This window comes from Kitasatospora sp. NPDC048286 (genome assembly GCF_043201735.1).
Classification (GTDB): Bacteria; Actinomycetota; Actinomycetes; order Streptomycetales; family Streptomycetaceae; genus Kitasatospora.
Map to the genome: position 1 here is coordinate 514759 of NZ_JBICZE010000006.1, position 24978 is coordinate 539736.

Below are 24978 nucleotides of genomic sequence, written 5' to 3' on the forward strand. Positions count from 1 at the left end.
GGCGAACCCGGGACAGGCCGGAGACCCCGGGACAGGCCGGAGACCCCGGGGCGGGGCCGGGAGCCGAGAGCCCCGGCCCCGCCCCGCCCGCGCGTGCATGCGTGCGTGCGGGGCGTGCGTGCGTGCGGGCGGCCTCAGCCCTCGCCGCCCTCCAGGTCCCCCTCGGTCTCCAGGAACGCGGCCTGCAGCTGCTGGATCAGCTCCGGGTCCGGCTGCTCCCACAGCCCGCGGCTCGCCGCCTCCAGCAGCCGCTCGCTGATCCCGTGCAGCGCCCACGGGTTGGCGCCCGCCAGGAACTCCCGGTTGACCGGGTCGAGGACGTACTCCTGGGTCAGCTTCTCGTACATCCAGTCCGCGACCACGCCCGTGGTGGCGTCGTAGCCGAACAGGTAGTCCACCGTCGCGGCCATCTCGAAGGCGCCCTTGTAGCCGTGGCGGCGCATCGCCTCGATCCAGCGCGGGTTGACCACCCGCGCGCGGAAGACCCGGGCGGCCTCCTCGGTCAGGGTGCGGGTGCGGACCGTCTCCGGGCGGGTCGAGTCGCCGATGTAGGCGGTCGGCGCCTTGCCGGTGAGGGCGCGCACGGTGGCCACCATGCCGCCGTGGTACTGGAAGTAGTCGTCCGAGTCGGCGATGTCGTGCTCGCGGGTGTCGGTGTTCTTCGCGGCGACGGTGATCCGCTTGTACGCGGTCTCCATCTCCTCGCGCGCCGGGCGCCCGTCCAGCCCGCGGCCGTACGCGTAGCCGCCCCAGACCGTGTACACCTCGGCCAGGTCGGCGTCGGTGCGCCAGTCCCGGCTGTCGATCAGCTGGAGCAGGCCCGCGCCGTACGTGCCCGGGCGGGAGCCGAAGACGCGGACGGTGGCCTTGCGCTCGTCGCCGTGCACCGCGAGGTCGGCCTGGACGTGGGCGCGGACGAAGTTCTGCTCGTCGGGCTCCTCCTGGGCGGCGGCCAGGCGCACCGCGTCGTCCAGCAGGGCGACCACGTGCGGGAAGGCGTCCCGGAAGAAGCCGGAGATGCGCAGCGTGACGTCGATGCGCGGGCGGCCCAGCTCGGCCGGCGGGATCGGCTCCAGGCCGGTGACCCGGCGCGAGGCGTCGTCCCAGACCGGGCGGACGCCGAGCAGGGCGAAGGCCTCGGCGATGTCGTCCCCGGCGGTGCGCATCGCGCTGGTGCCCCAGAGCGAGAGCCCGACCGAGGGCGGGTAGGTACCGTCGTTGTCCGCGCGGTAGCGCTCGACCAGCGAGGCGGCGAGGGCCTGGCCGGTCTCCCAGGCGAGCTTGCTGGGGACGGCCTTCGGGTCGACGGAGTAGAAGTTGCGGCCGGTCGGCAGCACGTTGACCAGGCCGCGCAGCGGCGAACCGGAGGGCCCGGCCGGGACGAAGCCGCCCCGCAGCGCGTGCAGCACGGCGTCCAGCTCGTCGGTGGTGGCGGCCAGGCGGGGCACCACCTGGGTGGCGGCGAACTCGAGGACCCGGTGCACGGCCTCGGGCCGCCCGGCGGCGACCTTCTCCACCGCCTCGGGCGCCCAGTCCTCGGCCTCCATCGCCTCGACCAGCGCCCGGGCCTCGGCCTCGGCCGCGTCGGTGGCGCCCAGGGTCGGCGCCGCCTCGTCCAGCCCGAGCGCCTCGCGCAGGCCGGGCAGGGCGCTGACGCCGCCCCAGATCTGCCGGGCGCGCAGGATGGCGAGCACGATGTTGACCCGGTCGGTGCCGGCCGGGGCCTGGCCGAGGACGTGCAGACCGTCGCGGATCTGGGCGTCCTTGACCTCGCAGAGCCAGCCGTCGACGTGCAGCAGGAAGTCGTCGAAGCCGTCGTCCTCGGGGCGCTCGTCCAGGCCGAGGTCGTGGTCGAGCCTGGCGGCCTGGATCAGGGTCCAGATCTGGGCGCGGATCGCCGGCAGCTTGGCCGGGTCCATCGCGGCGATGTTGGAGTGCTCGTCCAGCAGCTGCTCCAGGCGGGCGATGTCGCCGTAGGAGTCGGCGCGGGCCATCGGCGGGACGAGGTGGTCGACGAGCGTGGCGTGGGCGCGGCGCTTGGCCTGGGTGCCCTCGCCCGGGTCGTTGACCAGGAAGGGGTAGACCAGCGGCAGGTCGCCGAGGACGGCGTCCGGGCCGCACTCGGCGGACAGCGCGGCGGTCTTGCCGGGCAGCCACTCCAGGTTGCCGTGCTTGCCGAGGTGGATCACCGCGTGGGCGCCGAAGCCGCCGTCCTCCCGGGCGGCCTCGATCCAGCGGTAGGCGGCCAGGTAGTGGTGGCTCGGCGGCAGGTCGGGGTCGTGGTAGATGGCGACCGGGTTCTCGCCGAAGCCGCGCGGCGGCTGGATCAGCACGAGCAGGTTCCCGGAGCGGATCGCGGCCAGCACGATGTCGCCGTCCGGGTTCTGCGAGCGGTCGACGTACAGCTCGCCGGGGGCCGGGCCCCAGTGCTCCTCGACCCGGTCGCGCAGGCCCTGCGGGAGGGTGGCGTACCAGCGGCGGTAGTCGGCGGCGGGGATGCGCACCGGGTTGCGCGCCAACTGGTCCTCGGTGAGCCAGTCCTGGTCGTAGCCGCCGGCCGCGATCAGGGCGTGGATCAGCGCGTCGCCCTCGTGGCCGCCGTCGCCGTCGTCGAACGAGGGGAGGTCGTCCCCGAGGTCCATGCCCTCCGCGCGCAGCCGCTCCAGCAGCCGTACCGCGCTGGCCGGGGTGTCCAGGCCGACGGCGTTGCCGACCCGGGCGTGCTTGGTCGGGTACGCGGACAGCACCAGCGCGAGGCGGCGCTCGGCGGCCGGGACGTGCCGCAGCCGGGCGTGCTTGACGGCGGTGCCGGCCACGCGGGCGGCGCGCTCCGGGTCGGCCGCGTAGACGGTGAGGCCGTCCTCGTCCAGCTCCTTGAAGGAGAACGGGACGGTGATCAGGCGGCCGTCGAACTCCGGCACCGCGATCTGGGTGGCGGTGTCGAGCGGGGACAGCCCGTCGTCGCTGCCCTCCCACTGGGCCCGCGACCAGGTGAGGCAGAGCGCCTGGAGGATCGGGCGGTCGAGCGCGGCCAGCGCGCCCGCGTCCCAGGCCTCCTCGTCCCCGCCGGCCTGGGCGTCGGCCGGGCGGGTGCCGCCGGCGGCGAGCACGGTGGTGACGATCGCGTCCGCCTCGCCGAGTGCGGCCAGCAGCTCGGGCTCGGCGCCGCGCAGCGAGGCGCAGTAGTAGGCCCGGGCCTGGGCGCCCTGGTCCTCGACGGCCCGGCAGAGGGTCTCCACGAAGGCGGTGTTGCCGCTCATGTGGTGGGCCCGGTAGTAGAGCACCGCCACCGTCGGGCCCTCGGACGTACGGGCTTCGCGCTCCAGCGGGCCCCAGGCCGGCGCGGAGGCGGGCGGGGCGAAGCCGTGGCCGGTCAGCAGCACGGTGTCGGAGAGGAAGGCGCCCAGCTCGGCCAGGTTGGCCGCGCCGCCGTGGGCCAGGTAGGCGTGTGCCTCGGCGGCGATGCCCGCCGGGACGGTGGACAGCTCCATCAGCTGGGCGTCGGGGGCCTGTTCGCCCGTCAGCACGACCACCGGGCGGGGGCCGGCCAGCAGCGAGTCCAGGCCCTCCTGCCAGGCGCGGCGTCCGCCGAGCAGGCGGACGACGACGAGGTCGGTGCCCTCCAGCAGCGCGGGCAGGTCCTCGGGGGTCAGGCGGGCCGGGTTGCCGAGCCGGTAGCGGACCGGCCCCTCGGAGGCACGGGCACTGAGCAGGTCGGTGTCGGACGTCGACAGCAGCAGGATCATGCGAAGGCCCTCCCGGCCTCGTCGGTGGCCGGGGTGGCCGGGATCTGGGCCGGGTCGGCCGCGCGGTCGACCGGGGTGGTCGTGGCGGCGGCCTGGTCGGCCGCGGAGACGGCCGGAACGACCGTGGTGGCGGCCGAGGACGCGGGCGCGGGCATGCGAAAGCGCTGGAACATTTCTGCCTTCCTCGGGGTCCGCGCCCCGGGCCGGTGGAGGACGGCAGGAGTTCCTGGCTCCCACGGCCACCGGTCTACCGGTGAACCGCGGTCACAGTGGCGGGACCGCACCGGGTTCGCACCGGTTTCCTCCCCTGCGCCGTCGCTGGCGTTCGGACGGCCCGCGGGGGACCGTCCGCCAGCATCGTACGGGGTACGGCTGACCTGGGGGAGAGTGAGCTTTCGGACGTCCGGTTCGCGAGGCCGGTGGCGGGGCGGGCCTCGGGACCGGCGGCGGGGCCGGGGTGAGGGCGGGCACGGGGCCGGGGTGGGGGCGGGCTCGGGGCCGGGTGCGGACCGGGTGTGATGCGACGGACGGAGGCAAGCGATCGGATCATCTGTATGCTCGCCGCCATGCCACCGACACCCGACGCCACCGCGCCGGGCGCCGCAGGACCCGACCGGGAGGTGCCCGACCGGGGGCGTGCGGACGCCTGCCCCGGAGCGCTTCGTCTGCATGCGGCCGACGACGGCGCCCTCGCCCGGATCCGCCTGCCCGGCGGACTACTGACGGACCGTCAGGCGCTCGCACTGGCCGAGGCGGCCGAGGCCCTCGGCGACGGTGAGCTGGAGACCACCTCGCGCGGCAACGTCCAGTTGCGCGGCCTGGCCCCGCACTGCGCGTCCGAGCTCGCCGACCGGCTGCGCGCCGTCGGGCTGCTGCCCTCGGACACCCACGAGCGGGTCCGCAACATCGTTGCCTCCCCGACCGCCGGGCTGGACGCCGCCGACAGCACCCCCGGCAGCCGCGGCAACGCCGATGTGCAGGCCTGGGTAAGGGAGTTGGACGCGCGCCTGTGCGCGAGCGACTGGGCGGCCGGGCTCTCCGGCAAGTTCCTGTTCGCGCTGGACGACGGGCACGGCGACGTCGCCGCGCTCGACGCCGATGTGACATTGATCGCAGGCCCGGACGGCACCCGGCTGCTGCGCCTCGGGCGCGACGACCACGGGCACCCGGTCGAGGCCGGGCGGGAGGTCGCCGCCGTCCTGGACGCGGCCCGCTCCTTCCTGGCAGCACTGCGGACGAACGGACGCAAGGCCTGGCACCTGCGCGAGGTCCCCGAACTGCTGCCGGCCGGCTCGGTGCCGCTGCCCGCCTTCGCCGGTGCCGCGCCCGCCGTCGGCGCGCTGCCCGGCGGGCTCTCGGTGGGACTGCGCTTCGGCCGGGCGAGCGCCGGACAGTGGCGGACGCTGGTCGCCGCCTCGGCCGGTGAACTGCGGCTGACCCCCTGGCGCGGGGCGGTCCTGCCCGGCGCACCGGCCGACCGGCTGCCCGCGCTCGCCGCGGCCGGCTTCCGCACCGAGCCAGGCTCGGCCTGGGAGCGGGCCACCGCCTGCACCGGACTGCCGGGCTGCGCCAAGTCGCTGGCCGACGTCCGTACCGACGCGGCCCGGGCGTTGGACGCCGGTGTCGGTGTCGGTGCCGGTGTCGGGCCGGTCGGTGCGGTGCCCGCCCGGCCGCCCGTCCGACTGCCCGTCCACTGGTCGGGCTGTGAGCGGCGCTGCGGCCATCCCGCCGGGCGGTGGGTGGACGTGCTGGCGACGGGGCGCGGCTACCGGGTGACGGTGAACGGCGCCGCCGCCGACGCGGCGGATCCCCCGGCGACGAGCGTCGGCGTGACGGATCCCCGGGCGGCGAGCGTCGGCGCGACGAGCATCGATGTGACGAGCATCGACGTGACGAACGAGGAGATGGCCGAGGCGGTCGCCGAGGCCAGGAGGACCACGAAGTGATCGAGTACGAGAAGGACGGCGCGTCCATCTACCGCCAGTCCTTTGCCACCATCCGTGCGGAGGCCGACCTGGCCGCCCTCCCGGCGGACGTCTCCCAGGTCGCGGTGCGGATGATCCACGCCTGCGGGATGGTCGACCTGGTCGAGGACCTGGTGTACTCGCCCGGCGTGGTCGCCTCCGCGCGCGCCGCGCTGCGCGCCGGTGCGCCCATCCTCTGCGACGTCAACATGGTCGCGAGCGGTGTCACCCGCAAGCGGCTGCCCGCCGACAACGAGGTGATCTGCACCCTCACCGACCCGTCGGTGCCCGAACTCGCCCGGGCGATGGGCAACACCCGCAGTGCCGCGGCCATGGAGCTGTGGCTGCCCCGACTGGAGGGCGCGGTGGTCGCCGTCGGCAACGCGCCGACCTCGCTGTTCCGGCTGCTGGAGATGATCGAGGCGGGCGCCCCCCGGCCCGCCGCGGTGATCGGCGTCCCGGTCGGCTTCATCGGCGCCGCCGAGTCCAAGCAGGCCCTGGCCGAGCACCCGTCCGGCCTGGAACACCTGGTGGTCCGCGGCCGGCGCGGCGGCAGCGCTATCGCCGCCGCCGCCATCAACGCGATTGCGAGCGAAGTAGAGTGACGGAGCCTCAGAACACCACGGGTCGGCTGTACGGCGTCGGGCTCGGCCCGGGTGACCCGTCGCTGGTGACCGTCCGCGCCGCCGAACTCATCGGCAAGGCCGACGTGGTGGCCTACCACAGCGCCCGGCACGGCCGGTCGATCGCGCGGTCGATCGCCGAACGGTACCTGGCGGGTGGGCAGATCGAGGAGAAGCTCGTCTACCCGCTCACCGTCGAGACCACCGACCACCCGGGCGGCTACCGGGGCGCGCTGGACGAGTTCTACGAGGAGGCCGCCGCCCGGCTGGCCGCCCACCTGGACGCCGGGCGCGACGTGGTGGTCCTCGCCGAGGGCGACCCGCTCTTCTACGGTTCCTACCAGCACATGCACAAGCGGCTCGCGCACCGCTACCCGACCGAGGTGGTGCCGGGCGTGACCTCGATCAGCGCGGCCGCCGCCCGGCTCGGACAGCCGCTGACCGAGGCCGAGGAGACGCTCACCGTCATCCCCGGCACGCTGCCCGAGGAGGAGCTGACGGCGCGGATCGCGGCCGCCGACTCGGCCGTGGTCATGAAGCTGGGACGCACCTTCCCGGCCGTCCGCCGCGCCCTGGAGCGGGCGGGACGGCTGGCGGACGCGCAGTACGTCGAGCGGGCCTTCATGGCGGGCGAGCGGATCGCCCCGCTCGCCGAGGTCGACGACGAGACGGTGCCGTACTTCTCGGTCGCGGTGCTGCCGAGCAAGGTGGCGCCGCTGGAGCCGGAGGTCCGGCTGTCGGACGGCGTCGGCAGCGTGACCGTGGTCGGCACCGGGCCGGCCGGACCGCTCTGGCTGACCGCCGAGGCGCGCGGAGCGCTGTCCGAGGCCACCGACCTGGTCGGCTACACCACCTACCTGGACCGGGTGCCGGAGCGTCCGGGGCAGCGGCGGCACGGCTCGGACAACAAGGTGGAGTCGGAGCGCGCCGAGTTCGCCCTGGAGCTCGCCCGGCGCGGGCACCGCGTCGCGGTGGTCTCCTCGGGCGACCCGGGGGTGTTCGCGATGGCCACCGCCGTCCTGGAGGTCGCCTGTGAGGAGGCGTACCGGGACGTCCCGGTGCGGGTACTCCCGGGGATGACCGCAGCCCACGCCGCCGCCTCCCGGGCCGGCGCCCCCCTGGGGCACGACTACGCGACGGTGTCGCTCTCGGACCGGCTCAAGCCCTGGGACGTGGTGGCGAAGCGGCTGCGGGCCGCGGCCGAGGCGGACCTGGTGCTCGCGCTGTACAACCCGGGCTCGAAGTCCCGGACCACCCAGGTCGGCCTCGCCCGGGACCTCCTGTTGGAGTACCGGGCGCCGGAGACCCCGGTGGTGATGGCCCGCGACGTCGGCGGCCCGACCGAGCGGGTGCGGATCGTCCGGCTGGGCGAACTCGACCCGGCGCTCGTCGACATGCGGACCATCCTGCTGATCGGCTCCTCGCAGACCCGGGCGGTCGAGCGGGGCGGCGGCGTGGAGGTCGTCTGGACGCCGCGGCGGTACCCGGAGGAGTAGCGGGCGCCGGTGGCGGGCGACGGATGACAGATGTCAGCCGACGGACGTCAGCTGACAGATGACGGATGACAGATGACAGCGAACAGATTTCATCATCTGTTCGCTGTCATCTGTCATTCGTTCGCCGTCCTCCGGCCGCTGCTCTCCGCCCCGCGGCCGCCGCTACCGGGTCGGCTTGGTGATCAGCAGCTCGGTGTTGTGGTCCGTGCCCGTGCCCAGCGGCGCCGTCGCGCGGCCGTTCGGGTCGTTGTACGACAGCTCGCGGTAGAGCGCCGCGAGGTTGGCGTCCGAGGTGCTGCCGAAGTCCGTCCCGTACGGTGCGGAGGACTCGATCAGCGTGGTGAACAGCGAGAGCGTGCCGTCCCCGTTGTCCGCGATCTCGATGATCCGCCCGTGCTGCGGGTAGTCGATGTGCGAGGCGGTGTTGATCTCCCAGAACGCCCGCTCCGGCACCGCGTGCCCGTGCGGCGTGATCTTGTTCATGTGGGTGTGCCCGTTCACCCACGCGACCACGTTCGGGTAGCGCTGGAGCAGCGCCACCAGCTCGTTGCCGTCGTGCCGCCCCTCGAAGATGTTGCGCGGGTCCGGCAGCAGGTTGCCCATCGTGCCGCTGGTGTGGTGGCTGAAGACGAGGACCAGCTCGTCCGTGCTCCCGCCCGTCACCTTGCGCCCGTCGGCGTCGTACCAGTGACCGCTGTGCGCCTTCAACTGCTGCTCCAGCCAGCGCAGTTGCGCGGTGCCCAGCGAACCGTCGGCGAACCCGGCCTGGTTGGTGGTGTCCAGGCTGATACCGACCACCTTCTCCGAGATGCGGAAGGTGTAGTAGAGCTTGCCGCTGTTCGCCATGTCCGAGGTGAAGCCGTGCCCGTAGGGGCCGGCGCCGGTGACCGCCGGGTTCAGGTGGGCCTTGGCGAACTCCTTGAGCGTGAACGGCCGGCGGCGCTCGTCCGGGGTGACCTTGCGCACCAGGTCGCCGCTGGCGATCAGCTTCGCCAGCAGCAGCACGGCGCCCGCCGGGTCGCGGCGCAGCGAGTCCATCAGCTGGGCGGCCGTGGCGTCGTCGCAGCCCTCCAGCTTGTACTGGCCGGCGTACAGGTCGTTCAGCAGCCCGAGGTCCGGCAGCGAGCCCTCGATGCTGTCGTCGTGGTTGCCGACCGTGGTGTACCAGGGCGTGCGCAGGCCCGGCGCGTCGAAGGGACGCCCGGCGGCCGACAGGAAGCCGGGTATCTGCGGGAAGCCCTTCGCCTTGTAGCCGTCGCTGTAGGCGAGTTCGGGGTTCCAGTAGGCGGCGTTGCCGGAGTTCTGGACACCCTCGTAGCGGCCGAGGTCACCGGTGCTCTGGGCGAGCCGGCCGCCGCCCATGACCTTGAGGTACCAGTCGAGTTCGGCGAGCTCGTGGTTGTCGGTGTTGTCGCCGGTGGCCATCACCATGCTGAACGGCATCCCGGTGTAGGGGCCGCCGGCGAGCGAGTTGACGCGCTCGACGAGGGCCGACACGCCGCGGGCGTTCAGGGCCTCCTGCGGCCGGTACGCGCTGCCGTTGAACTTGGCCAGGTACTCGAAGCGCACCGGGGACTCGGTGTCCACCAGGTGCAGGTCGCTGAACTGGACGAAGCTGGCCAGGCCGGTCCGGCGGTCGTCCCGCCCGGTGGTCGCCGGCGCCAGCTCGCCGCGCACCACCAACGGCCAGCCGGGCCCGGCCGTCAGCCGCTTGTAGCCGCCGGTGCCGACCGGCGTGGCCACCTGCTCCAGCGTGGTCCCGGCGACCCCGACCGCCCGCGCGGCCGTCGTCGCCAGCGCCCGGTCGCGCGCCGCGGCCGAGGCGAACTGCGCGCCGCCCAGCGACAAGGCCGACCAGGCGGCAGCCACCGACGTACCGGTGAGGAACGTACGCCGATTCATCCCTGCCACAAAAACCCCCACATGCTGATGGCCCGGCGGGGAAGTCGACCCCGGCCGGGCCCACGTCTGTCATGAACCCGCTTCTGGCGGACCGCCAGATTACTCACTGGTAGGGGCGGCGGGCGAGGCCCGTGCAGAGAACTCTTCGGGAACGCGGGGCGGCGCCCCTGCGCAGCTCCCGCACGAGACGCCTCCACGCCGCGCACGATGCGGCCCGCCACCACCCCCGGTCGGGCCCCGCCCGGCCCGGTGGGGGAAAATCGGCGACGGCGTCCGAGGTGGCCGCCGAGCGGAGCGGGACGGCGCGGGCGCTGTCGGAAACGGGGCGCAGGTGGCCGCAGCAGGAGCCGAGCCGGGTGTGGGAGCCGCGGCCGGAGCGGGCGGCCGGGCCGGCCAGCTGAAGAGCAGCGGCCTGCGGCCCGGCTGGACGACGGGCGCCTGCGCCACCGCCGCCACCAAGGCCGCGTACACCGCGCTGCTCACCGGGGAGTTCCCGGACTCGGTGGTCGTCACCCTCCCCAAGGGCCAGCAGCCCGCCTTCGCCCTCGCGGCCGAGCAGCTGACGAGGGCCGAGGAGCCGGACGGGCCGGCCGCCGGAGGCGAGCGCCTCGCCGCCATGGCCGGAGTGGTCAAGGACGCGGGCGACGACCCCGACGTCACCCACGGCGCGCTGATCCGCTCGACCGTACGGTCCGGCGAGCCCGGTGCCGGCGTGGTGTTCCGGGCCGGTCCGGGGGTGGGGACGGTCACCAAGGCAGGCCTGCCACTGCCCGTCGGCGAGCCCGCGATCAACCCGGTGCCCCGGCAGATGATCCGGGACGTCGTCGCCGAGGTGGCCGCCGCGCACGGCGGCAGCGGCGACGTGGTGGTCGAGATCTCCGTCGACCACGGCGAGGAGATCGCCAGGTCCACCTGGAACCCCCGGCTCGGCATCCTCGGCGGCCTCTCCATCCTCGGTACGACCGGGGTGGTCGTCCCGTACTCCTGCTCGGCCTGGATCGACTCGATCCGCCGCGGGGTGGACGTGGCCCGGGCGGCGGGGCGCACCCACGTGGCCGGCTGCACCGGCTCGACCTCGGAGAAGGTCGCGGTCGCCGAGCACGGGCTGCCCGAGGACGCGCTGCTGGACATGGGTGACTTCGCCGGTGCCGTGCTCAAGTACCTCAAGCGCCACCCGGTGCCCCGGCTGACCATCGCGGGCGGCTTCGCCAAGCTGTCCAAGCTCGCGGCCGGCCACCTCGACCTGCACTCGGCGCGCTCCCAGGTGGACAAGGGGTACCTGGCCGAACTGGCCCGCCGCGGCGGGGCGGACGAGGTGCTGGCCGAGGCGGTCGCGGGCGCCAACACCGGCCTGGAGGCGGTGCAGTTGTGCCGCGCCGCCGGGGTGCCGCTCGGGGACCTCGTCGCCGAGGCGGCCCGGGCGACGGCGCTCGGCGTGCTGCTGGGCTCGCCGGTCGCGGTGGACGTCATCTGCATCGACCGCGCGGGCACCGTCGTCGGCCGCGCGGAGCCGCTGGGGCCGTGACGCCGCAGGGCGGCGACAGCCGCCGGGGTCGTGGCACCGCCGGGACGGCGACCGTCGCCTGGGCCGTGACATTGTCGCGAGTGTCACGACGATGCGACAACATCACCTGGTGATGTGAGGAACTGACACTCATACGGTGTGAGAAACGGACAAATGGAGTTCTACATCGACCCCCGATTCTGTCGTCATCTCAGTCATGAGATATCGTCTGGCGAGTGACAGGCGACTACCTCACCCGTATCGGCACCCTCATCCGCACCGCGCGCCAGCACCGGGGCTGGTCCCAGGCGCAGCTCGGAGAGGCTCTCGGAACCAGCCAGAGCGCGGTCAACCGCATCGAACAGGGCAAGCAGAACGTCAGCCTTGAGATGATCGCCCGCATCGGGGAAGCCCTCGACAGCGAGATCGTCTCCCTCGGCTACTCCGGCCCGATGCACCTGCGCGTCGCCGGCGGCACCCGGCTCTCCGGCGCGATCGACGTCCGCAGCAGCAAGAACGCCTGCGTGGCGATCCTCTGCGCCTCGCTGCTGACCACCGGCCGCACCACGATCCGCAGCGTCGCCCGGATCGAGGAGGTCTACCGCATCCTCGAGGTGCTCACCAGCATCGGCGTCAAGAGCCGCTGGATCAACGAGGGTCGCGACCTCGAACTGACCCCGCCCGCCGAGCTGGACCTCGCGGCGATGGACGTCGAGGCCGCCCGCCGCACCCGCAGCGTGCTGATGTTCCTCGGCCCGCTGATGCACCGCGCCCAGCGCTTCGCCATCCCGTACGCGGGCGGCTGCGACCTCGGCACCCGCACCGTCCAGCCGCACCTGACCGCGCTGCGCCGCTTCGGCCTGGAGGTCGCCACCACCGGCGGCGCCTACCACGCCTCGGTCGAGCCGGGCGCCCCGCAGGACCGCCCGATCGTGCTGACCGAGCGCGGGGACACCGTCACCGAGAACGCCCTGCTGGCCGCCGCCCGGCACGACGGCGTCAGCGTCATCCGCAACGCCTCGCCCAACTACATGGTCCAGGACCTCTGCTTCTTCCTGGAGAAGCTGGGCGTGAGGATCGAGGGCATCGGCACCACCACCCTCACCGTCCACGGCGTCCCGGAGATCACCTGCGACGTCGACTACACCCCGGCCGAGGACCCGGTGGAGGCGATGAGCCTGCTGGCCGCCGCCGTCGTCACCTCCTCCGAGCTGACCATCCGCCGGGTGCCGATCGAGTTCCTGGAGATCGAGCTCGCGGTCCTGGAGGGCATGGGCCTCGACTACGACCGCACCCCCGAGTACCGCGCCCACAACGGCCGCACCCGGCTCGTCGACCTCACCGTGCGCCCCTCCAAGCTGACCGCGCCGATCGACACCATCCACCCGATGCCGTTCCCCGGCATCAACATCGACAACGTGCCGTTCTTTGCCGCCATCGCCGCGGCCGCGCACGGCACCACGATGATCCACGACTGGGTGTACGACAACCGCGCGATCTACCTGACCGAACTGACCCGCCTCGGCGCCGACGTCAAGCTCCTCGACCCGCACCGCGTGCTGGTCCAGGGCCCCACCCGCTGGCGCGCCGCCGAGATGGTGTGCCCGCCGGCCCTGCGCCCCGCCGTGGTCATCCTGCTCGCCATGCTCGCCGCCCAGGGCACCTCCGTGCTGCGCAACGTCTACGTCATCAACCGCGGCTACGAGGACCTCGCCGAGCGCCTCAACTCCATCGGCGCCCGGATCGAGACCTTCCGCGACATCTGACCGGCCGACGGGCCACTGACCGGCCTCACCCGTCGAGGCCGGTCAGCAGGACGGCGACCTCCAACCCGGTGTTCAAGTAGTCCACGAACACCGGGTTGTTCAGTGCCCAGGGCGAGCGTCGCTCCCGGACCAGCCGGACCGCCTCGCCGCACTCGTGCCCGAGGCCGACCAGCGCCTGCGCCACCACCAGGCCCGAGCGGTTGTACCCGGAGTGGCAGCGCACCAGCGTCCGCCGGCCCCGGCGGACGGCGGACGCGGTGAGCTCGGCCGCCTCCTGGACGGCGAGCAGCTGACCGGGGGAGAGCGGGCCGTCGGGCACCTCCCGGACGACGTGCTCCACCTCCGGCGCCGGGCCGTGCCCGGGGAGCGTGAACAGGCTGACCACCAGGTCGAACTCCGCCCGCACGATCGCGAGTTCCAGCTCGCCGCCGGGCGGGGTGTAGTAGTGCCCGCCCATCCAGAGCCCGGGGACGATCTCGTTCCAGGGCTCGGACGGCCCGGGAGTCTCGCGTTCCTTCTGGCGGGTGCGCACTGCCTGCTCGCTCCTTGTTCTCGGGTGGCTGCTCGGTGCTGCTCGATGCTCTCCGGTGCCGTTCGGCGCTCTTCGCTGCTACTCGCCGGTGGTGCCGTCGAGGTGTTCGCGGAGGAGGTCGGCGTGGCCGTTGTGGCGGGCGTACTCCTCGATCATGTGGGTGAGGATCCAGCGGAGCGAGAAGACCTCTTCGCCGTAGCGGCCCAGGACGTCCAACGACTCCGCGGCGGCGACGAGTTCCCTGGCGTGGTCGCACTCACGGCGCCAGGTCGCGAAGGCCTCGTCGGGGTCGGCGGTGTCGGCGTCGAACTCGGCGAAGGATCCGTCCGGGTGCTTCCAGAAACCGGGCGCGCCTTCGTCGTCGAGGACGTTGCGGAACCAGCTGCGCTCCACCTCGGCCAGGTGGCGGACCAGCCCGAGCAGGGAGAGCCCGGACGGCGCCAGCACGCGGGTGCGGAGCTGCTCCGCGGTGAGGCCCTCGCACTTCATCGCCAGAGTGGCGCGCTGGTAGTCCAGGAAGCCTGCCAGAGTGGTGCGTTCGTCGGCGGTGCGGGGAGTCGGGGTGCGCTGATCATCGGTCATCGCGCCATCCTGCCCGCCATCCGACGGGCCCGCCCCGCATTATCCGCGGCCCAGTCCGGCCCGGCCCGGTCCAGCGGACTGGTGGGAGCGTCAACGGCCTGACCCCCTAGCGCAGTTGCTCCAGCCAGCGCAGCGCGCCCGGGACGTCGGGTGTGACCGGGACGCCGTCCGGCACCGGAGGACGCTCCACGATGATGACGGGCAGGCCGAGTCCGCGGGCGGCGGTCAGCTTGGGGGCGGTCGCGGCGCCGCCGCTGTCCTTGGTGACCAGGACGTCGATGCCGCGCCCCCGCAGCAGCGCCTCCTCGCCCTCGATCGTGAACGGCCCGCGGTCCAACAGGACTTCGCACGAGGGCGGCAGCGGAGGCTCGGGCGGGTCCACCGACCGGGCGAGGAAGTGGACCCCGTCCAGGTGGGCGAAGGCGGCGACGCCCTGCCGGCCGATGGTGAGGAAGACCCGTTCCCCGCGCCGGGGCAGCAGTTCGGCCGCCGCGGCGAGGGAGGGGGCGGGGAGCCAGCGGTCGCCGTCGACCCGGGTGAAGCCGGGGCGGCGCAGCACCAGCAGGGGGACGCCGGTGGCGGCGGCCGCGAGGGCGGCGTTCCGCGAGATTCCGGCGGCGAACGGGTGGGTGGCGTCCACCACCGCGTCCACGCGTTCCGCGCGCAGCCAGTCCGCCAGTCCTTCCGGCCCGCCGAAGCCGCCGATCCGCACCTCCCCGGCGGGCAGCCGCGGCCGGGCGACCCGGCCGGCCAGCGAACTGGTGACCCGGAGTGCGGTCGGGGCGAGCGCGGTCGGGGCGAGTTCGGCGGCCAGCGTCCGCCCTTCGGTGGTCCCGCCGAGGATCAGGACGTGCCGCATCAGGCGCCGCAGGGCTCGTGCGGTCGCTCGCGGTCCGCCGAGTAGAGGTGGCTGTCGCGGAACTGCTCGGCGGCCAGCGTGCGGCCGACGATGATGACGGCGGTGCGGACCACGCCCGCCGCCTTGACCTGCTCGGCGATGTCCCCGACGGTGCCGCGCAGCACCAGCTCGTCGGGGCGGCTGGCCATCGCGACCACGGCGGCCGGGCAGTCGGCGCCGTAGAGCGGGAGCAGCTGCTCGACCACGTCGTCCACGTACGAGGCGGCCAGGTGCAGCACCAGCAGGGCGCCGCTGCGACCGAGGGTGGCGAGGTCCTCGCCCTCGGGCATCGGGGTGGCGCGCTTGGCGATCCGGGTGAGGATGACGGTCTGGCCGACGGTCGGGACGGTCAACTCCCGCTTCAGCGCTGCCGCGGCGGCGGCGAAGGCGGGCACGCCGGGGACCACCTCGTACGGCACGCCGGCCGCGTCCAGGCGGCGCATCTGCTCGGCGACGGCGGAGAAGACGGACGGGTCGCCGGAGTGCAGCCGGGCCACGTCCTGGCCGGCCTCGTGGGCGGCGACCAGCTCGGCGGTGATCTGGTCCAGGTTGAGCTGCGCGGTGTCGATCAGGCGGGCGCCGGGCGGGCACTCGTCCAGCAGCTCGCGCGGGACCAGGCTGCCCGCGTACAGGCAGACCTCGGCGCGGGCCAGGATGCGCTGGCCGCGCAGGGTGATCAGGTCGGCCGCGCCCGGGCCTGCTCCGATGAAGTGGACGGTCACGAGGCGTTCTCCTGAGGGGTGTTGAACACGGCGGTGGGCTCGGCGGTGTCGGGTTCGGCGGTGTCGAGCTTGACATCGCCGGGCTTGACGGCCGACCACTGGGTGACCGGCATGGCCTGGCGCCACCCGGTGAAACCGCCCACCGGGACGGCGTGGGCGACGGCGAGTTTGACGAGTTCCCCGCCGTGGCGCCGGTACCACTCGGCCAGCAGCGCCTCGGACTCCAGCGTCACGGTGTTGGCGACGATCCGGCCGCCGGGGCGCAACGCGGACCAGCAGGCGTCCAGCAGACCGGGCGCGGTGAGGCCGCCGCCGATGAACACGGCGTCGGGGGTGGGGAGTTCGGCGAGCGCGGTGGGAGCGGGGCCGGTCACCACACGGAGCCGGGGCACCCCGAGCGCGGCGGCGTTGCGGGCGATCCGCTCGGCCCGCACCGGGGCGCGCTCGACGCTGACGGCCTGGCAGTCGCGGTGGGCGCGCAGCCACTCGATCGCGATCGAGCCCGAGCCGCCGCCGACGTCCCAGAGCAGTTCGCCGGGGGACGGGGCCAGCATGGCGAGGGTCGCGGCGCGGACGTGGCGCTTGGTGAGCTGGCCGTCGCTCTCGTACGCGGTGTCGGGCAGGCCGGGGACGACGGACGTGCGGGGGCCGTCGCCGAGGTCGACGGCGATGACGTTCAGCGGGTCGCCGGGCGGGTGCGGCCAGCCGTCGGCGGGGCCGTCCAGGTGGCGTTCGGCGGGGGCGCCGAGCTGTTCGAGCACCCGCAGGCGGGCGGTGCCGTAACCGCGGGTGGTGAGCAGTTCGGCGACGGCAGCCGGGGTGGCGGCGTCGGCGCTGAGCACCAGCAGACGGCGGCCGGGGTGGAGGGCGAGGGCGAGGGAGTCCAGCGGTCGGCCGACCAGGCTGACGACCTCGGTGGCCTCCAGCGGCCAGCCGAGCCGGGCACAGGCGTAGGAGACGGAGGAGGGGTGCGGCAGGACGCGCAGGCGCTCGGCGCCGACGGTCTCGGCGAGGGTGCGGCCGATGCCGTAGAACATCGGGTCGCCGCTGGCCAGCACGGCGATGCGGCGGCCGGCGTGGGTGGCGACCAGCCCGGGGACGGCGGGGCGCAGCGGGAACGGCCAGGGGACGCGTTCGGCGGTGACCTCGTCGCGGGGGAGCAGGTCCAGTTGGCGGGGCCCGCCGACGACGACCTCGGCCTCCCGGAGCGCGGCCCGGGAGCCGACCGCGAGGCCGGGCCAGCCGTCGGCCCCGATCCCGACGACGGTGATCGGGGGTGGCAGCTCGGGCACCGGGTGGCTCCTCGTCGTTCGATGGGCCGATGAGCAGGAAAACTCACTGGCCGGGGCAGCCTACCTGGCGGTCTGTGGGAGGTTCGGTGGCGGATGACAACCGGCAACCGACAACCGACGGCCGACGACTGACAAGTGACAGGCGACAGATTTCAGAAGACAGATGACAGATGACAGCGAACAGATTTCAAACTCTGTTCGCTGTCATCTGTCACCCGCCTCCCAGTCCCCCGACTCGATCAGCGCCGGCTGCTCCCGCAGCCGCGCCTCGGCTCTCGGCCCGGCGAGGTAGACCCAGGCCTCGCGCGGCTCGCCCGTCGCCGTCCGTACCGTCAGCCGTCGCCGCACATACAGCCCGGTCCCGTCCGCCCGGCAGTCCTCCAGCCGGTCCAGCGCCGCCAGGGCTCCGGCGTACGCGCCCGGGCGTACGGTGACGAGCTCGCCCAGGATCCGGCGCCCGGGCGCCGGATCCGCAACCGCGTACGGGAAGCCGGGGCCCTCGTGCAGCGCGGCGCCCTCCAGTACCGCCGGCCGGATCTCGGCGTACCGTCCGGCCAGGTGGACGGCATGATTGCGGCCGCCGCTGCGCAGAGTGCCGTACACGAAGAACGGCAGGGCCTCCTCGGATGCGGACACGGGTTCGACCTCCTCGTCGGGGAGCGCCCACGGTACGTCCTGCGGTCCGACTTCTGATACCGACTGGCGCGCCGGGCCGTCCATGCGCTGTCATGTCGGATGTTCGGCCAGCACCGTCCAAGGGGGACACGCATGACATCGCCCGCTTCACCCTCCCAACCGGCCGCTACCCCCGGCTCGGCTCCCGACACCCCCGACACCCCCGGCATCCCTGCCGCCGCCGCCACCGAAGCGAAGAGCAAGGCCATGACCAAGGCAGCCACGACCCTCACCCCGCCCACCGACGCCGGCCCCGCCGCCCGTCTCGGCGGCGCGGTCTGGCTCGCCCTCCTCGTGGTCTACGTCGTCTGGGGCTCGACCTACCTGGCGATCCGGGTCGTCGTGGAGACGATGCCCTCCTTCCTCTCCGCCAGTGCCCGCTTCCTCACCGCCGGCCTGCTGCTGGCCGGCTACCTCCTGGTGCGCCAGGGCCCGGCCGGTCTGAAGGTGACCCGGCGACAGCTGGCCTCCTCCGCCCTGGTCGGCCTGCTGCTGCTGACCGGCGGCAACGGCATGGTGGTCCTGGGCGAGACTTCCGTCCCCTCCGGCCTGGCCGCCCTGCTGGTGGCCGCGGTCCCGCTGTGGATGGTGGTGCTGACGGCGTTCGGCGGAGAGCGCCCGAGGCCCGCCGAGCTGGCCGGGGTGCTGCTCGGACTGGTCGGCCTCGGCGTCCTGTCGGCCCCCGCGATCGGCGGGTCGATCGAGCCGGGCGGCGTGATCCTGATCATCGGCGCCACCCTGCTCTGGGCGACCGGCTCCTTCGTGAGCAAGAAGATCCCGATGCCCGGCAACGTGCTCGCCGCGAGCGCCTTCCAGATGCTGGCCGGCGGCCTCGGCAACCTGCTGGTCGGACTGGGCCGCGGTGAGCAGCACGGGCTGGACCTCGGGGCGATCTCCGGCCGGTCCTGGCTGGCCCTCGCCTACCTGGTGCTGTTCGGCTCGCTGCTCGCCTTCACCGCGTACGCCTGGCTGCTGCGCGCCGCGCCGCTGACCCTGGTGGCCACCTACGCGTATGTGAACCCGGTGGTCGCGGTGCTGCTGGGCTGGCTGATCCTGGCCGAGCCGCTGACCGGCCCGACCCTCGCGGGCGGCGCGATCGTGGTGGCGGGCGTCTGCCTGGTGGTGAGCGTCAGCCGGCGGCGTCCGGGCCGCTCGTCGAGCGCCGGGAGTCCGGCCCGCCGGGAACGTCAGCCCCGCCGGGAACGTCAGCCCCGCCGGGAACGTCAGGCCGGCTGAACCGGCCGAAACGGTCGTCCCGGCTGAACCGGCTGAACCGCCTGAAGCGGCTGAACCGCCTGAAGCGGCCGAACCGGCCGTCCCGGCCTTCCGACCGGGACGATCCCCCTGGCCTGCCGCCCGACGTTCGGCTCAGAAGGAGTGCGGCGCCCTGCCCGTCCACCAGTTGCCGGGCGCGTCCGGGTCGCGGCTGGTCCAGAACTCGATGATCGCGTTGGTGAACTCGGCCGCGGAGAGCACGCCGTCGCCGTCGGTGTCGAGGTGGCGGAAGGCCTCGTCGGCGTCGTCGCGGGAGAGGCCGGCGAAGTGGCCGCGCTGGAAGACGAAGAACTCGCCGGCGTCCACCGTCCCGCTGCGGTCGGCGTCGGCGACGGCGAGGAAGGCGCGGGCGAGTGCGCCGAGGATGTCCTGCGCGGCCTCCGGGTCGTCGGCGAGCGAGCCGGTCGAGGCGACGAACTGCTGGCGGGTGATCGCCTCGGTGCCGGCGGGCAGCCGGGCGAGGTGCAGGTCGTGCCAGGTCGTCAGGTAGGCGCGCACTATCACGGCCTCCGCCTCGGAACCCTCCTGGTGGCCGAGCGAGCGGGCCACCGAGAGGCCCATCAGGACGTGGTCCCGCTCGGTGAGCAGGCCGTCGCCGTCGGCGTCGAGGTGATCGAAGCCGTGGTTGATCTTTGCGATGAGCAGGTCGTCCGACAAATGTGCCCCCTCGGTTGGTGATTCCTTGCCCGGGTCTCCTACGTCACACCGCCTGCACGCTAGCGCCTCGAGCCGGAGCGGCGCAGCCGAACGAAGGGTGCACGACCTTCCGTTCACTCCTCCTGGTGGTCGGCCCAGACGTACGCCCCCGGCAGCAGGGCCGACACCGGCACGGTGCGCAGCTCCGGCCCCCGCCCGACGATGACCCCCACCTCGGGGAAGTAGTCCAGCAGCACCTGCCGGCACCGCCCGCACGGCGGGATTACCCCGCGTTCCCGGTCGCCCACGGCCACCACGGTGGTGAGCTCGTACACCCCCTGGCCGGCCGCCGCGCCGATGAGCACCAGCTCGGCACACGGCCCGCCGGTGAAGTGGTAGGCGTTCAGCGCGGTGACGATCCGCCCGTCGGCATTGCGGCCCGCGGCCGCCACGGTGTGGTTGTCGCCCCGCGCGTACCGCCGTGCGACCTCCAGGGCCGCCTCCACGAGTTCCTCGTCCACGGTCGTCCGGTCGCTGCTGGTGGACATCGTCGCTGCACCTCTCCGATGGCGTCCGACGGGTCCGATCCCGTCCGACGGGCCTCGATCATCTCAGTGCACCGCTCAGTGCACCGCCGCCAGCAGCTCCCGCGTGTACTCGGTGTGCGGTGCCTCGAACAGCCGGTCCCGATCGGTGGACTCGACCAGCCGGCCCCGGTGCATCACCGCCACCCGGTCGCAGAAGTGCCGTACCACCGCGAGGTCGTGGGAGACGAACAGGAAGGCGACGCCGAGCCGTTCGCGCAGCTCCATCAGCAGGTTGAGCACCTGGGCCTGTACCGACACGTCGAGCGCGGAGACCGGCTCGTCGGCGATGATCAGGCGCGGCTGCGGGGCGAGCGCCCGGGCGATGCCGATCCGCTGGCGCTGTCCGCCGGAGAACTCGTGCGGGTAGCGGTCCAGGTGCCGGGCCTCCAGCCCGACCTGCTCCAGCAACTCGGCCGAGCGCTCCCGCCGTTCGGCCGGGCTCAGCGAGGTGTGCAGGCGCAGCGGGGTGTCCAGGGTCCGGGCGATGGTCCGGCGCGGGTTGAGCGAGGCGTACGGGTCCTGGAAGACCAGCTGGATCTCCCGGCTGAGCCGCTGGCGCAGCTCCCGGTCCGGCCGGGTGACGTCCTGCCCGTCGTACGACACCCTTCCGCCGGTGGGCCGTTGCAACCCGGCCAGGACCCGTGAGGTGGTGGACTTGCCGGAGCCGGACTCGCCGACCAGCCCGAGCGTCTCGCCGGGGGCGATCCGCAGGCCGACCCCCTCGACCGCCCGGACCGGTTCGGCCCGCAGGCCGGGGAAGCGCCGGCGCCCGGGGAAGTGCACGGACAGGTCCTCCACCTCGACCAGCCAGCGCTCGGGACGCCGGACGGTCCGCGGCCGGAACGTCCGGGACGGCGCCGGCTCGTCGACCGTCGGCAGGGCGGTGCCCGGTACCGAGTCCAGCCGGAGCGCCGCGCCCACCAGTGCCCGGGTGTACGGCTCGCGCGGTGCGGACAGCAGCTCGGCGGTCGGCGCGGACTCGATCCCGACCCCGCCGCGCAGCACCAGCGTGCGGTCCGTCGTCCCGGCGACCACGCCCAGGTCGTGGCTGACCAGCAGCACCGCCGTCCCGTGCTCGCGCTGCAACTCGCCGAGCAGGTCCAGGACCTGCCGCTGGACGCGGGCGTCCAGGGCGGTGGTCGGCTCGTCCGCGATGATCAGCCGGGGGTCGTTCATCAGGGCCATCGCGATCATCACGCGCTGGCGCATGCCACCGGAGAACTGGTGCGGGAAGTCGCGGGCCCTGGCCGCCGGGATGCCCACCCGGTCGAGCATCTCGCCCGCCCGCCGGCCCGCCTCGGCCCGGCCCGCGCCCGGGTGGTGCAGCCGGTACATCTCGGCGAGCTGGGCGCCCACACCGTGGAAGGGGCTGAGCGAGGTGAGCGCGTCCTGGAAGACCAGCGCGGCCGTCCCGCCCCGCACCCCGCGCAGCGCGGACTCCTCGGCGCCGACCACCTCCTGCCCGCCCAGCCTGATCGAGCCGGTGACGGTGGTGGTGCGCGGGTCGTGCAGGCCGAGGACGGCGAGCCCGACGGTCGACTTGCCGGAGCCCGACTCGCCCACCAGGCCCAGGACCTCACCCGGCGCGAGGTCGAACGACAGGCCCCGGACGGCGGTCACCGGCGCGCCGCCGCGGGGGTCGGCGAAGGCGACGCTCAGGTCGCGGACGCTCAGCACGGGCTCGACGCCCGTCGCCCCGGAGGCCTTCGCCCCAGTGGCCCTCGCCACGGCGGCCGGCCCCTCAACGGCGTTCGCGGAGGCGGCTCGTCCCTCGGCGGTCTTCGCCGAGGCGGCCGGCCCTTCAACGGCCTTCGCCGAGGCGGTCTTCACGCCGTCTCCCGGAACAGTGGATCTCATCGACGGACTCCCCATCAGCTCAGCCGGACACGCGGGTCGAGCCAGGCGACCGCGAGGTCGGCCAGCGCGACGAACAGCACCATGAAGCAGGCGGCCAGCAGCACCGCGCCGACCACGGCGGGCAGGTCCTGCCCGCCGACGGCCTCCGCGGCGAACCGCCCGACCCCGTTCAGCCCGAACACCGTCTCGGTGATCACGGCCCCGCCGAGCAGCGCCCCGGCCTCCAGCCCGATCAGCTGCACCAGCGGCCCGGCGGCGCCGCGCGAGGTGTACTTGAGGTGGGCGCGCAGCCGTCCCAGGCCCTTGCCGCGGGCCGTGCGGACGTACTCCTCGTTCATCGTCTCCAGCAGTTGCGAGCGCGAGAGCCGGGCGAACACGGCCGAGTTGACGAAGCCGAGGACGAGCCAGGGGAGCAGCATCCCGCCCGCCCAGGCGGCCGGGTCGTCGGCCGGCGCGGTGTAGGAGGGCAGCGGCAGCAGCCCGGTGGAGTACACCAGCAGCCACTGCGCGACGTACCCGAGGAAGTAGATCTGCACGCTCGCGCCGACCAGGGTGAAGCCCGACAGCAGCCGGTCGGTCCGCCGCCCGTGCCGCAGCGCGGAGACGAACCCGCTGCCGAGGCCGAACACCAGCAGGACGGCGAGCGCCCCGGCGGTCAGCGAGAGGGTGACGGGCAGGTGGTCGGCCAGCGCCTCGGAGACCGGCTGGTGCAGCCGGTAGGAGTAGCCGAGGCACGGGGCGTCGCAGTGGATGGTCGAGCCGTCCACGTCGCCGATGTCCCGCCCGGCGACGACCCCGACCAGGTAGTCGGTGTACTGGGTGAGCAGCGGCTGGTCCAGGCCCATGCTCCGGCGGACCGCCGCGACCTGCCCGCTGTCGCAGCGCGGGCCGCAGGCGGCGCGGGCCGGGTCGGCGGGCACGGCGTAGAAGAGGGCGAAGGCGGCGGCGGAGACCGCGACCAGGACCGCGAGGGCCTGGGCGGTCCGCCGCAGGACGAAGGAGAGCATGGCCGATCCGGGGTCGACGTGACGGGGGAGGTGTTGGAAGGGGACGGGCGGAAGAAGGTGGAAGAAGCGAAGAAGGGCGAAGAAGCGAGGACGAAGGGGCCCGCCCCCGTTCCACCGAGGAACCCGGGGGCGGGAGCGGGCCCCGGCCGTCAGGACTTCAGGTACAGCCAGGCCAGCGAGACCGTCCCGTAGATCGGGTGGATGAACGCCCCGCCGACGTTGCCGCCGCGCAGCTGGTTGACGGTCGGGTAGGCGAACGGCAGCACCGGCACGTCCTTCATCACGGTCTGCTCCAGCGCGTACAGCTCCTTGGCCTTGGCGCGGGGCTCGCCGATCTGGTTGATCCGGTCGATCTCCTTGTCGACCTCCGGGTTGCGGTAGCGCGCGGAGTTGATGTCGCTGCCGGCCCGGCCGTCGAAGGAGAAGGGGACGAGGGTGGACGGGGTCGGCCAGTCGACCGAGCTGGTCTCCTCGAACAGGTCGTACGGGGAGTCGGCGCGGTGCACCTCGTCCAGGAAGGCCTTGGGGTCGACCGGCTTGGGCACGACGGTGATCCCGGCCTTGCCGAAGCCCTCGACCAGCACCTGCGCGACGCGCTGCCCGGTCGGGGTGTTCCGGTACGCGTAGGTCAGGCTGCCGGGCGCCTGCTTGGCCTTGGCGAGCGCGGCCTTCGCGGCCTCCGGGTCACCCTCGGGCCTGGCCGGGTAGAGGTCGTACTTCTGGTAGTCGATCAGCGCGGGCGAGCTGAGCGTGGTGGCCAGCTCGCCGGTGCGGGCGCCGCCCTGGACCTGGCGGGCCTGCTGGCGCGGGTAGGCCAGGTGCAGCGCCTTGCGGACCTCGACGTCCGGCACCCGCTCGTTGTTGATCATCAGCTGGGTGACGAAGGCGCCCTGCCGGCCGGAGACGACCAGGTCCTTGGCCTTCGGGTCGGTGTCGGTGGTCTGGTACAGCTCGGCGGAGAGGGTGTCGGACGCGGTGGTGGCGTTGGCGCCGCCGTCCCGGCCGGAGAGGATCTCCTGGTTGAGGTTGAGCGCCTCCTTGCCGTACGTGAAGACGAACTTCTCCGGGTACTGGCTGCGGATCGGGTCGGTCTCGGGCTTCCAGGCGGGGTTGCGCTCCAGCACCATGCGGGTGTTCTGGACGTGCTCGACGATCCGGTACGGGCCGGTCGCGAACGGCAGCCGGTCGTAGTCCGTCCCGGTGTCCTTGTCCCGGCGCACCGGCGAGGAGGAGGACTGCGCGGCCATGTACGGGACGTCGGCCTGCGGCTGCGGGAAGTGGAAGACGATGGTGCGCTCGTCCGGCGTCTCGATCGCGTCCAGGTCGCCGGCCTGCGGGCCCGCGTACTTGGCGCGCGCCGCCTCGTAGCTCGCCTCGCCGGTGAGCCACTGCGGCCAGTACGGCGGGCCGACCTCGTAGCCCTTGCCGAAGGTGCGCTCGATGCCGTACTTGACGTCCCCGGCGGTGATCGGCCGACCGTCCTCCCAGGCGACGCCCGCCTTGAGCCGGTACGTCCAGGTGCGCCCGCCGTCGGTCGGGGTGCCGGTGTCGGTGGCCAGGTCGCCGACCAGCTTGGCCTTGCCGTCCACGACCTGGTACTGGGTCAGCTGGCGGCCCCAGAGCAGCGAGGCGTTGTAGGTGGCGCCCGCGTAGACCTTCTGCGGGTCGAGGTGGCGGAACTCGACGCTGTTGTACACGTTCACCGTGCCGCCGGCGCGGGCGCCGGGGACGGCCGGGGCCGGGCCGGCGCTCTCCTGCTCGCTGCCGAGCACGGCGGTCAGCGGGGAGGTCTCCTTGGCGGAGGCCCCGGCGGCACCGCCGGATCCCGCGGTGCTGCCCGCGCCGGCCGAGCAGGAGGTCGCCAGCAGGACGGTGGCGACGACGGCGAGGGACGGTCTGGTCCAGCGCATGGCG

20 protein-coding genes and 1 riboswitch are annotated in these 24978 nt (G+C 73.9%); of the genes, 6 read left to right on the forward strand and 14 right to left on the reverse strand.

Translation table 11 applies throughout. The annotated features are described in order from the left end of the window. Nucleotides 1-134 precede the first annotated feature (134 nt). Entirely contained in the window at nt 135-3746 is a 3612-nt protein-coding gene (gene cobN / locus ACGF13_RS17795) for a cobaltochelatase subunit CobN (protein WP_392875506.1), read from the reverse strand. After that, nucleotides 3743-3919: a hypothetical protein gene (locus ACGF13_RS17800; RefSeq protein ID WP_392875509.1), complete on the reverse strand. Its 177-nt coding sequence runs from the start codon at nt 3917-3919 to the stop codon at nt 3743-3745. The genes cobN and ACGF13_RS17800 overlap by 4 nt, the downstream gene beginning before the upstream one ends. 47 nt (nt 3920-3966) lie before the next feature. After that, a riboswitch (cobalamin riboswitch) is annotated at nt 3967-4051 on the reverse strand. 261 nt (nt 4052-4312) lie between these two features. Between ACGF13_RS17800 and ACGF13_RS17805 the strand changes: the two genes are divergently transcribed. The 3 genes from ACGF13_RS17805 to ACGF13_RS17815 are packed head-to-tail and all read left to right on the forward strand — an operon-like array spanning nt 4313 to nt 7829. Continuing rightward, nucleotides 4313-5692, forward strand: coding sequence for a hypothetical protein (locus ACGF13_RS17805; RefSeq protein WP_392875511.1), 1380 nt, complete (start codon nt 4313-4315; stop codon nt 5690-5692). Then, the gene (locus tag ACGF13_RS17810) at nt 5689-6315 is read left to right on the forward strand and encodes a precorrin-8X methylmutase (RefSeq protein ID WP_380692893.1); all 627 of its coding nucleotides are present in this window, start codon (nt 5689-5691) and stop codon (nt 6313-6315) included. Before ACGF13_RS17805 ends, ACGF13_RS17810 begins: the two co-directional genes overlap by 4 nt. Further along, on the forward strand, nt 6312-7829 hold the full coding sequence (locus ACGF13_RS17815; RefSeq protein ID WP_392875514.1) for a precorrin-2 C(20)-methyltransferase: 1518 nt from the start codon (nt 6312-6314) through the stop codon (nt 7827-7829). The genes ACGF13_RS17810 and ACGF13_RS17815 overlap by 4 nt, the downstream gene beginning before the upstream one ends. A 162-nt stretch (nt 7830-7991) precedes the next feature. Here ACGF13_RS17815 and ACGF13_RS17820 read toward each other — a convergent pair whose 3' ends face one another. Next, a complete protein-coding gene (locus ACGF13_RS17820) occupies nt 7992-9731 on the reverse strand; it encodes a TIGR03767 family metallophosphoesterase (protein ID WP_392875517.1) in 1740 nt (579 codons plus the stop codon). Nucleotides 9732-10062: 331 nt separating this feature from the next. Here ACGF13_RS17820 and ACGF13_RS17825 point away from each other — a divergent pair, with 331 nt between their 5' ends. Then, nucleotides 10063-11256: a cobalt-precorrin-5B (C(1))-methyltransferase gene (locus ACGF13_RS17825; RefSeq protein WP_392875520.1), complete on the forward strand. Its 1194-nt coding sequence runs from the start codon at nt 10063-10065 to the stop codon at nt 11254-11256. 215 nt (nt 11257-11471) lie between these two features. After that, nucleotides 11472-13001, forward strand: coding sequence for a UDP-N-acetylglucosamine 1-carboxyvinyltransferase (locus tag ACGF13_RS17830; RefSeq protein ID WP_392875522.1), 1530 nt, complete (start codon nt 11472-11474; stop codon nt 12999-13001). 25 nt (nt 13002-13026) lie between these two features. Here the strand turns inward: ACGF13_RS17830 and ACGF13_RS17835 are convergent, their stop codons facing one another. The 6 genes from ACGF13_RS17835 to ACGF13_RS17860 form a co-directional block, all read right to left on the reverse strand. Then, nucleotides 13027-13533 (reverse strand): protein phosphatase, encoded by a 507-nt coding sequence (locus tag ACGF13_RS17835; protein WP_392875525.1) that lies wholly within the window; start codon nt 13531-13533, stop codon nt 13027-13029. Nucleotides 13534-13611: 78 nt separating this feature from the next. Then, a complete protein-coding gene (locus ACGF13_RS17840) occupies nt 13612-14115 on the reverse strand; it encodes a DinB family protein (RefSeq protein WP_392875527.1) in 504 nt (167 codons plus the stop codon). A 106-nt stretch (nt 14116-14221) separates the two neighbouring features. After that, nucleotides 14222-14974, reverse strand: coding sequence for a cobalt-precorrin-6A reductase (locus ACGF13_RS17845; protein WP_392875530.1), 753 nt, complete (start codon nt 14972-14974; stop codon nt 14222-14224). Continuing rightward, the gene (gene cobM / locus ACGF13_RS17850) at nt 14974-15735 is read right to left on the reverse strand and encodes a precorrin-4 C(11)-methyltransferase (protein WP_392875533.1); all 762 of its coding nucleotides are present in this window, start codon (nt 15733-15735) and stop codon (nt 14974-14976) included. Before cobM ends, ACGF13_RS17845 begins: the two co-directional genes overlap by 1 nt. Further along, nucleotides 15732-17027, reverse strand: coding sequence for a precorrin-6y C5,15-methyltransferase (decarboxylating) subunit CbiE (cbiE, locus tag ACGF13_RS17855; protein WP_392875536.1), 1296 nt, complete (start codon nt 17025-17027; stop codon nt 15732-15734). Before cbiE ends, cobM begins: the two co-directional genes overlap by 4 nt. Before the next feature lie 204 nt (nt 17028-17231). Beyond that, entirely contained in the window at nt 17232-17663 is a 432-nt protein-coding gene (locus ACGF13_RS17860; protein WP_392875539.1) for a gamma-glutamylcyclotransferase family protein, read from the reverse strand. A 246-nt stretch (nt 17664-17909) separates the two neighbouring features. Between ACGF13_RS17860 and ACGF13_RS17865 the strand changes: the two genes are divergently transcribed. Beyond that, nucleotides 17910-18938 (forward strand): EamA family transporter, encoded by a 1029-nt coding sequence (locus ACGF13_RS17865; RefSeq protein ID WP_392875542.1) that lies wholly within the window; start codon nt 17910-17912, stop codon nt 18936-18938. 132 nt (nt 18939-19070) lie between these two features. Here ACGF13_RS17865 and ACGF13_RS17870 read toward each other — a convergent pair whose 3' ends face one another. The 5 genes from ACGF13_RS17870 to ACGF13_RS17890 form a co-directional block, all read right to left on the reverse strand. Next, nucleotides 19071-19634 carry an EF-hand domain-containing protein gene (locus ACGF13_RS17870; RefSeq protein WP_392875545.1) on the reverse strand — a complete coding sequence of 188 codons (564 nt, stop codon included), beginning with the start codon at nt 19632-19634 and terminating at the stop codon, nt 19071-19073. 113 nt (nt 19635-19747) lie between these two features. Then, complete coding sequence (locus tag ACGF13_RS17875) at nt 19748-20161, reverse strand: cytidine deaminase family protein (RefSeq protein WP_392875548.1); 414 nt, start codon at nt 20159-20161, stop codon at nt 19748-19750. A gap of 75 nt (nt 20162-20236) precedes the next feature. Further along, nucleotides 20237-22057, reverse strand: a complete 1821-nt coding sequence (locus tag ACGF13_RS17880; protein ID WP_392875550.1) for a dipeptide ABC transporter ATP-binding protein — start codon at nt 22055-22057, stop codon at nt 20237-20239. Between the two features lie 14 nt (nt 22058-22071). Continuing rightward, nucleotides 22072-23064, reverse strand: coding sequence for an ABC transporter permease (locus ACGF13_RS17885; protein ID WP_392875553.1), 993 nt, complete (start codon nt 23062-23064; stop codon nt 22072-22074). A gap of 149 nt (nt 23065-23213) precedes the next feature. Next, entirely contained in the window at nt 23214-24974 is a 1761-nt protein-coding gene (locus ACGF13_RS17890) for an ABC transporter substrate-binding protein (protein ID WP_392875556.1), read from the reverse strand. Nucleotides 24975-24978: the final 4 nt, after the last annotated feature.

Bases quoted from the DNA above. Each gene is read 5' to 3' on its own strand.
- cobN (WP_392875506.1), bottom strand. From the start codon at position 3,746: ATGATCCTGCTGCTGTCGACGTCCGACACCGACCTGCTCAGTGCCCGT.
- ACGF13_RS17800 (WP_392875509.1), bottom strand. From the start codon at position 3,919: ATGTTCCAGCGCTTTCGCATGCCCGCGCCCGCGTCCTCGGCCGCCACC.
- ACGF13_RS17805 (WP_392875511.1), top strand. From the start codon at position 4,313: ATGCCACCGACACCCGACGCCACCGCGCCGGGCGCCGCAGGACCCGAC.
- ACGF13_RS17820 (WP_392875517.1), bottom strand. From the start codon at position 9,731: ATGAATCGGCGTACGTTCCTCACCGGTACGTCGGTGGCTGCCGCCTGG.
- ACGF13_RS17840 (WP_392875527.1), bottom strand. From the start codon at position 14,115: ATGACCGATGATCAGCGCACCCCGACTCCCCGCACCGCCGACGAACGC.
- ACGF13_RS17845 (WP_392875530.1), bottom strand. From the start codon at position 14,974: ATGCGGCACGTCCTGATCCTCGGCGGGACCACCGAAGGGCGGACGCTG.
- ACGF13_RS17865 (WP_392875542.1), top strand. From the start codon at position 17,910: ATGACCAAGGCAGCCACGACCCTCACCCCGCCCACCGACGCCGGCCCC.
- ACGF13_RS17875 (WP_392875548.1), bottom strand. From the start codon at position 20,161: ATGTCCACCAGCAGCGACCGGACGACCGTGGACGAGGAACTCGTGGAG.
- ACGF13_RS17880 (WP_392875550.1), bottom strand. From the start codon at position 22,057: ATGAGATCCACTGTTCCGGGAGACGGCGTGAAGACCGCCTCGGCGAAG.
- ACGF13_RS17885 (WP_392875553.1), bottom strand. From the start codon at position 23,064: ATGCTCTCCTTCGTCCTGCGGCGGACCGCCCAGGCCCTCGCGGTCCTG.
- ACGF13_RS17890 (WP_392875556.1), bottom strand. From the start codon at position 24,974: ATGCGCTGGACCAGACCGTCCCTCGCCGTCGTCGCCACCGTCCTGCTG.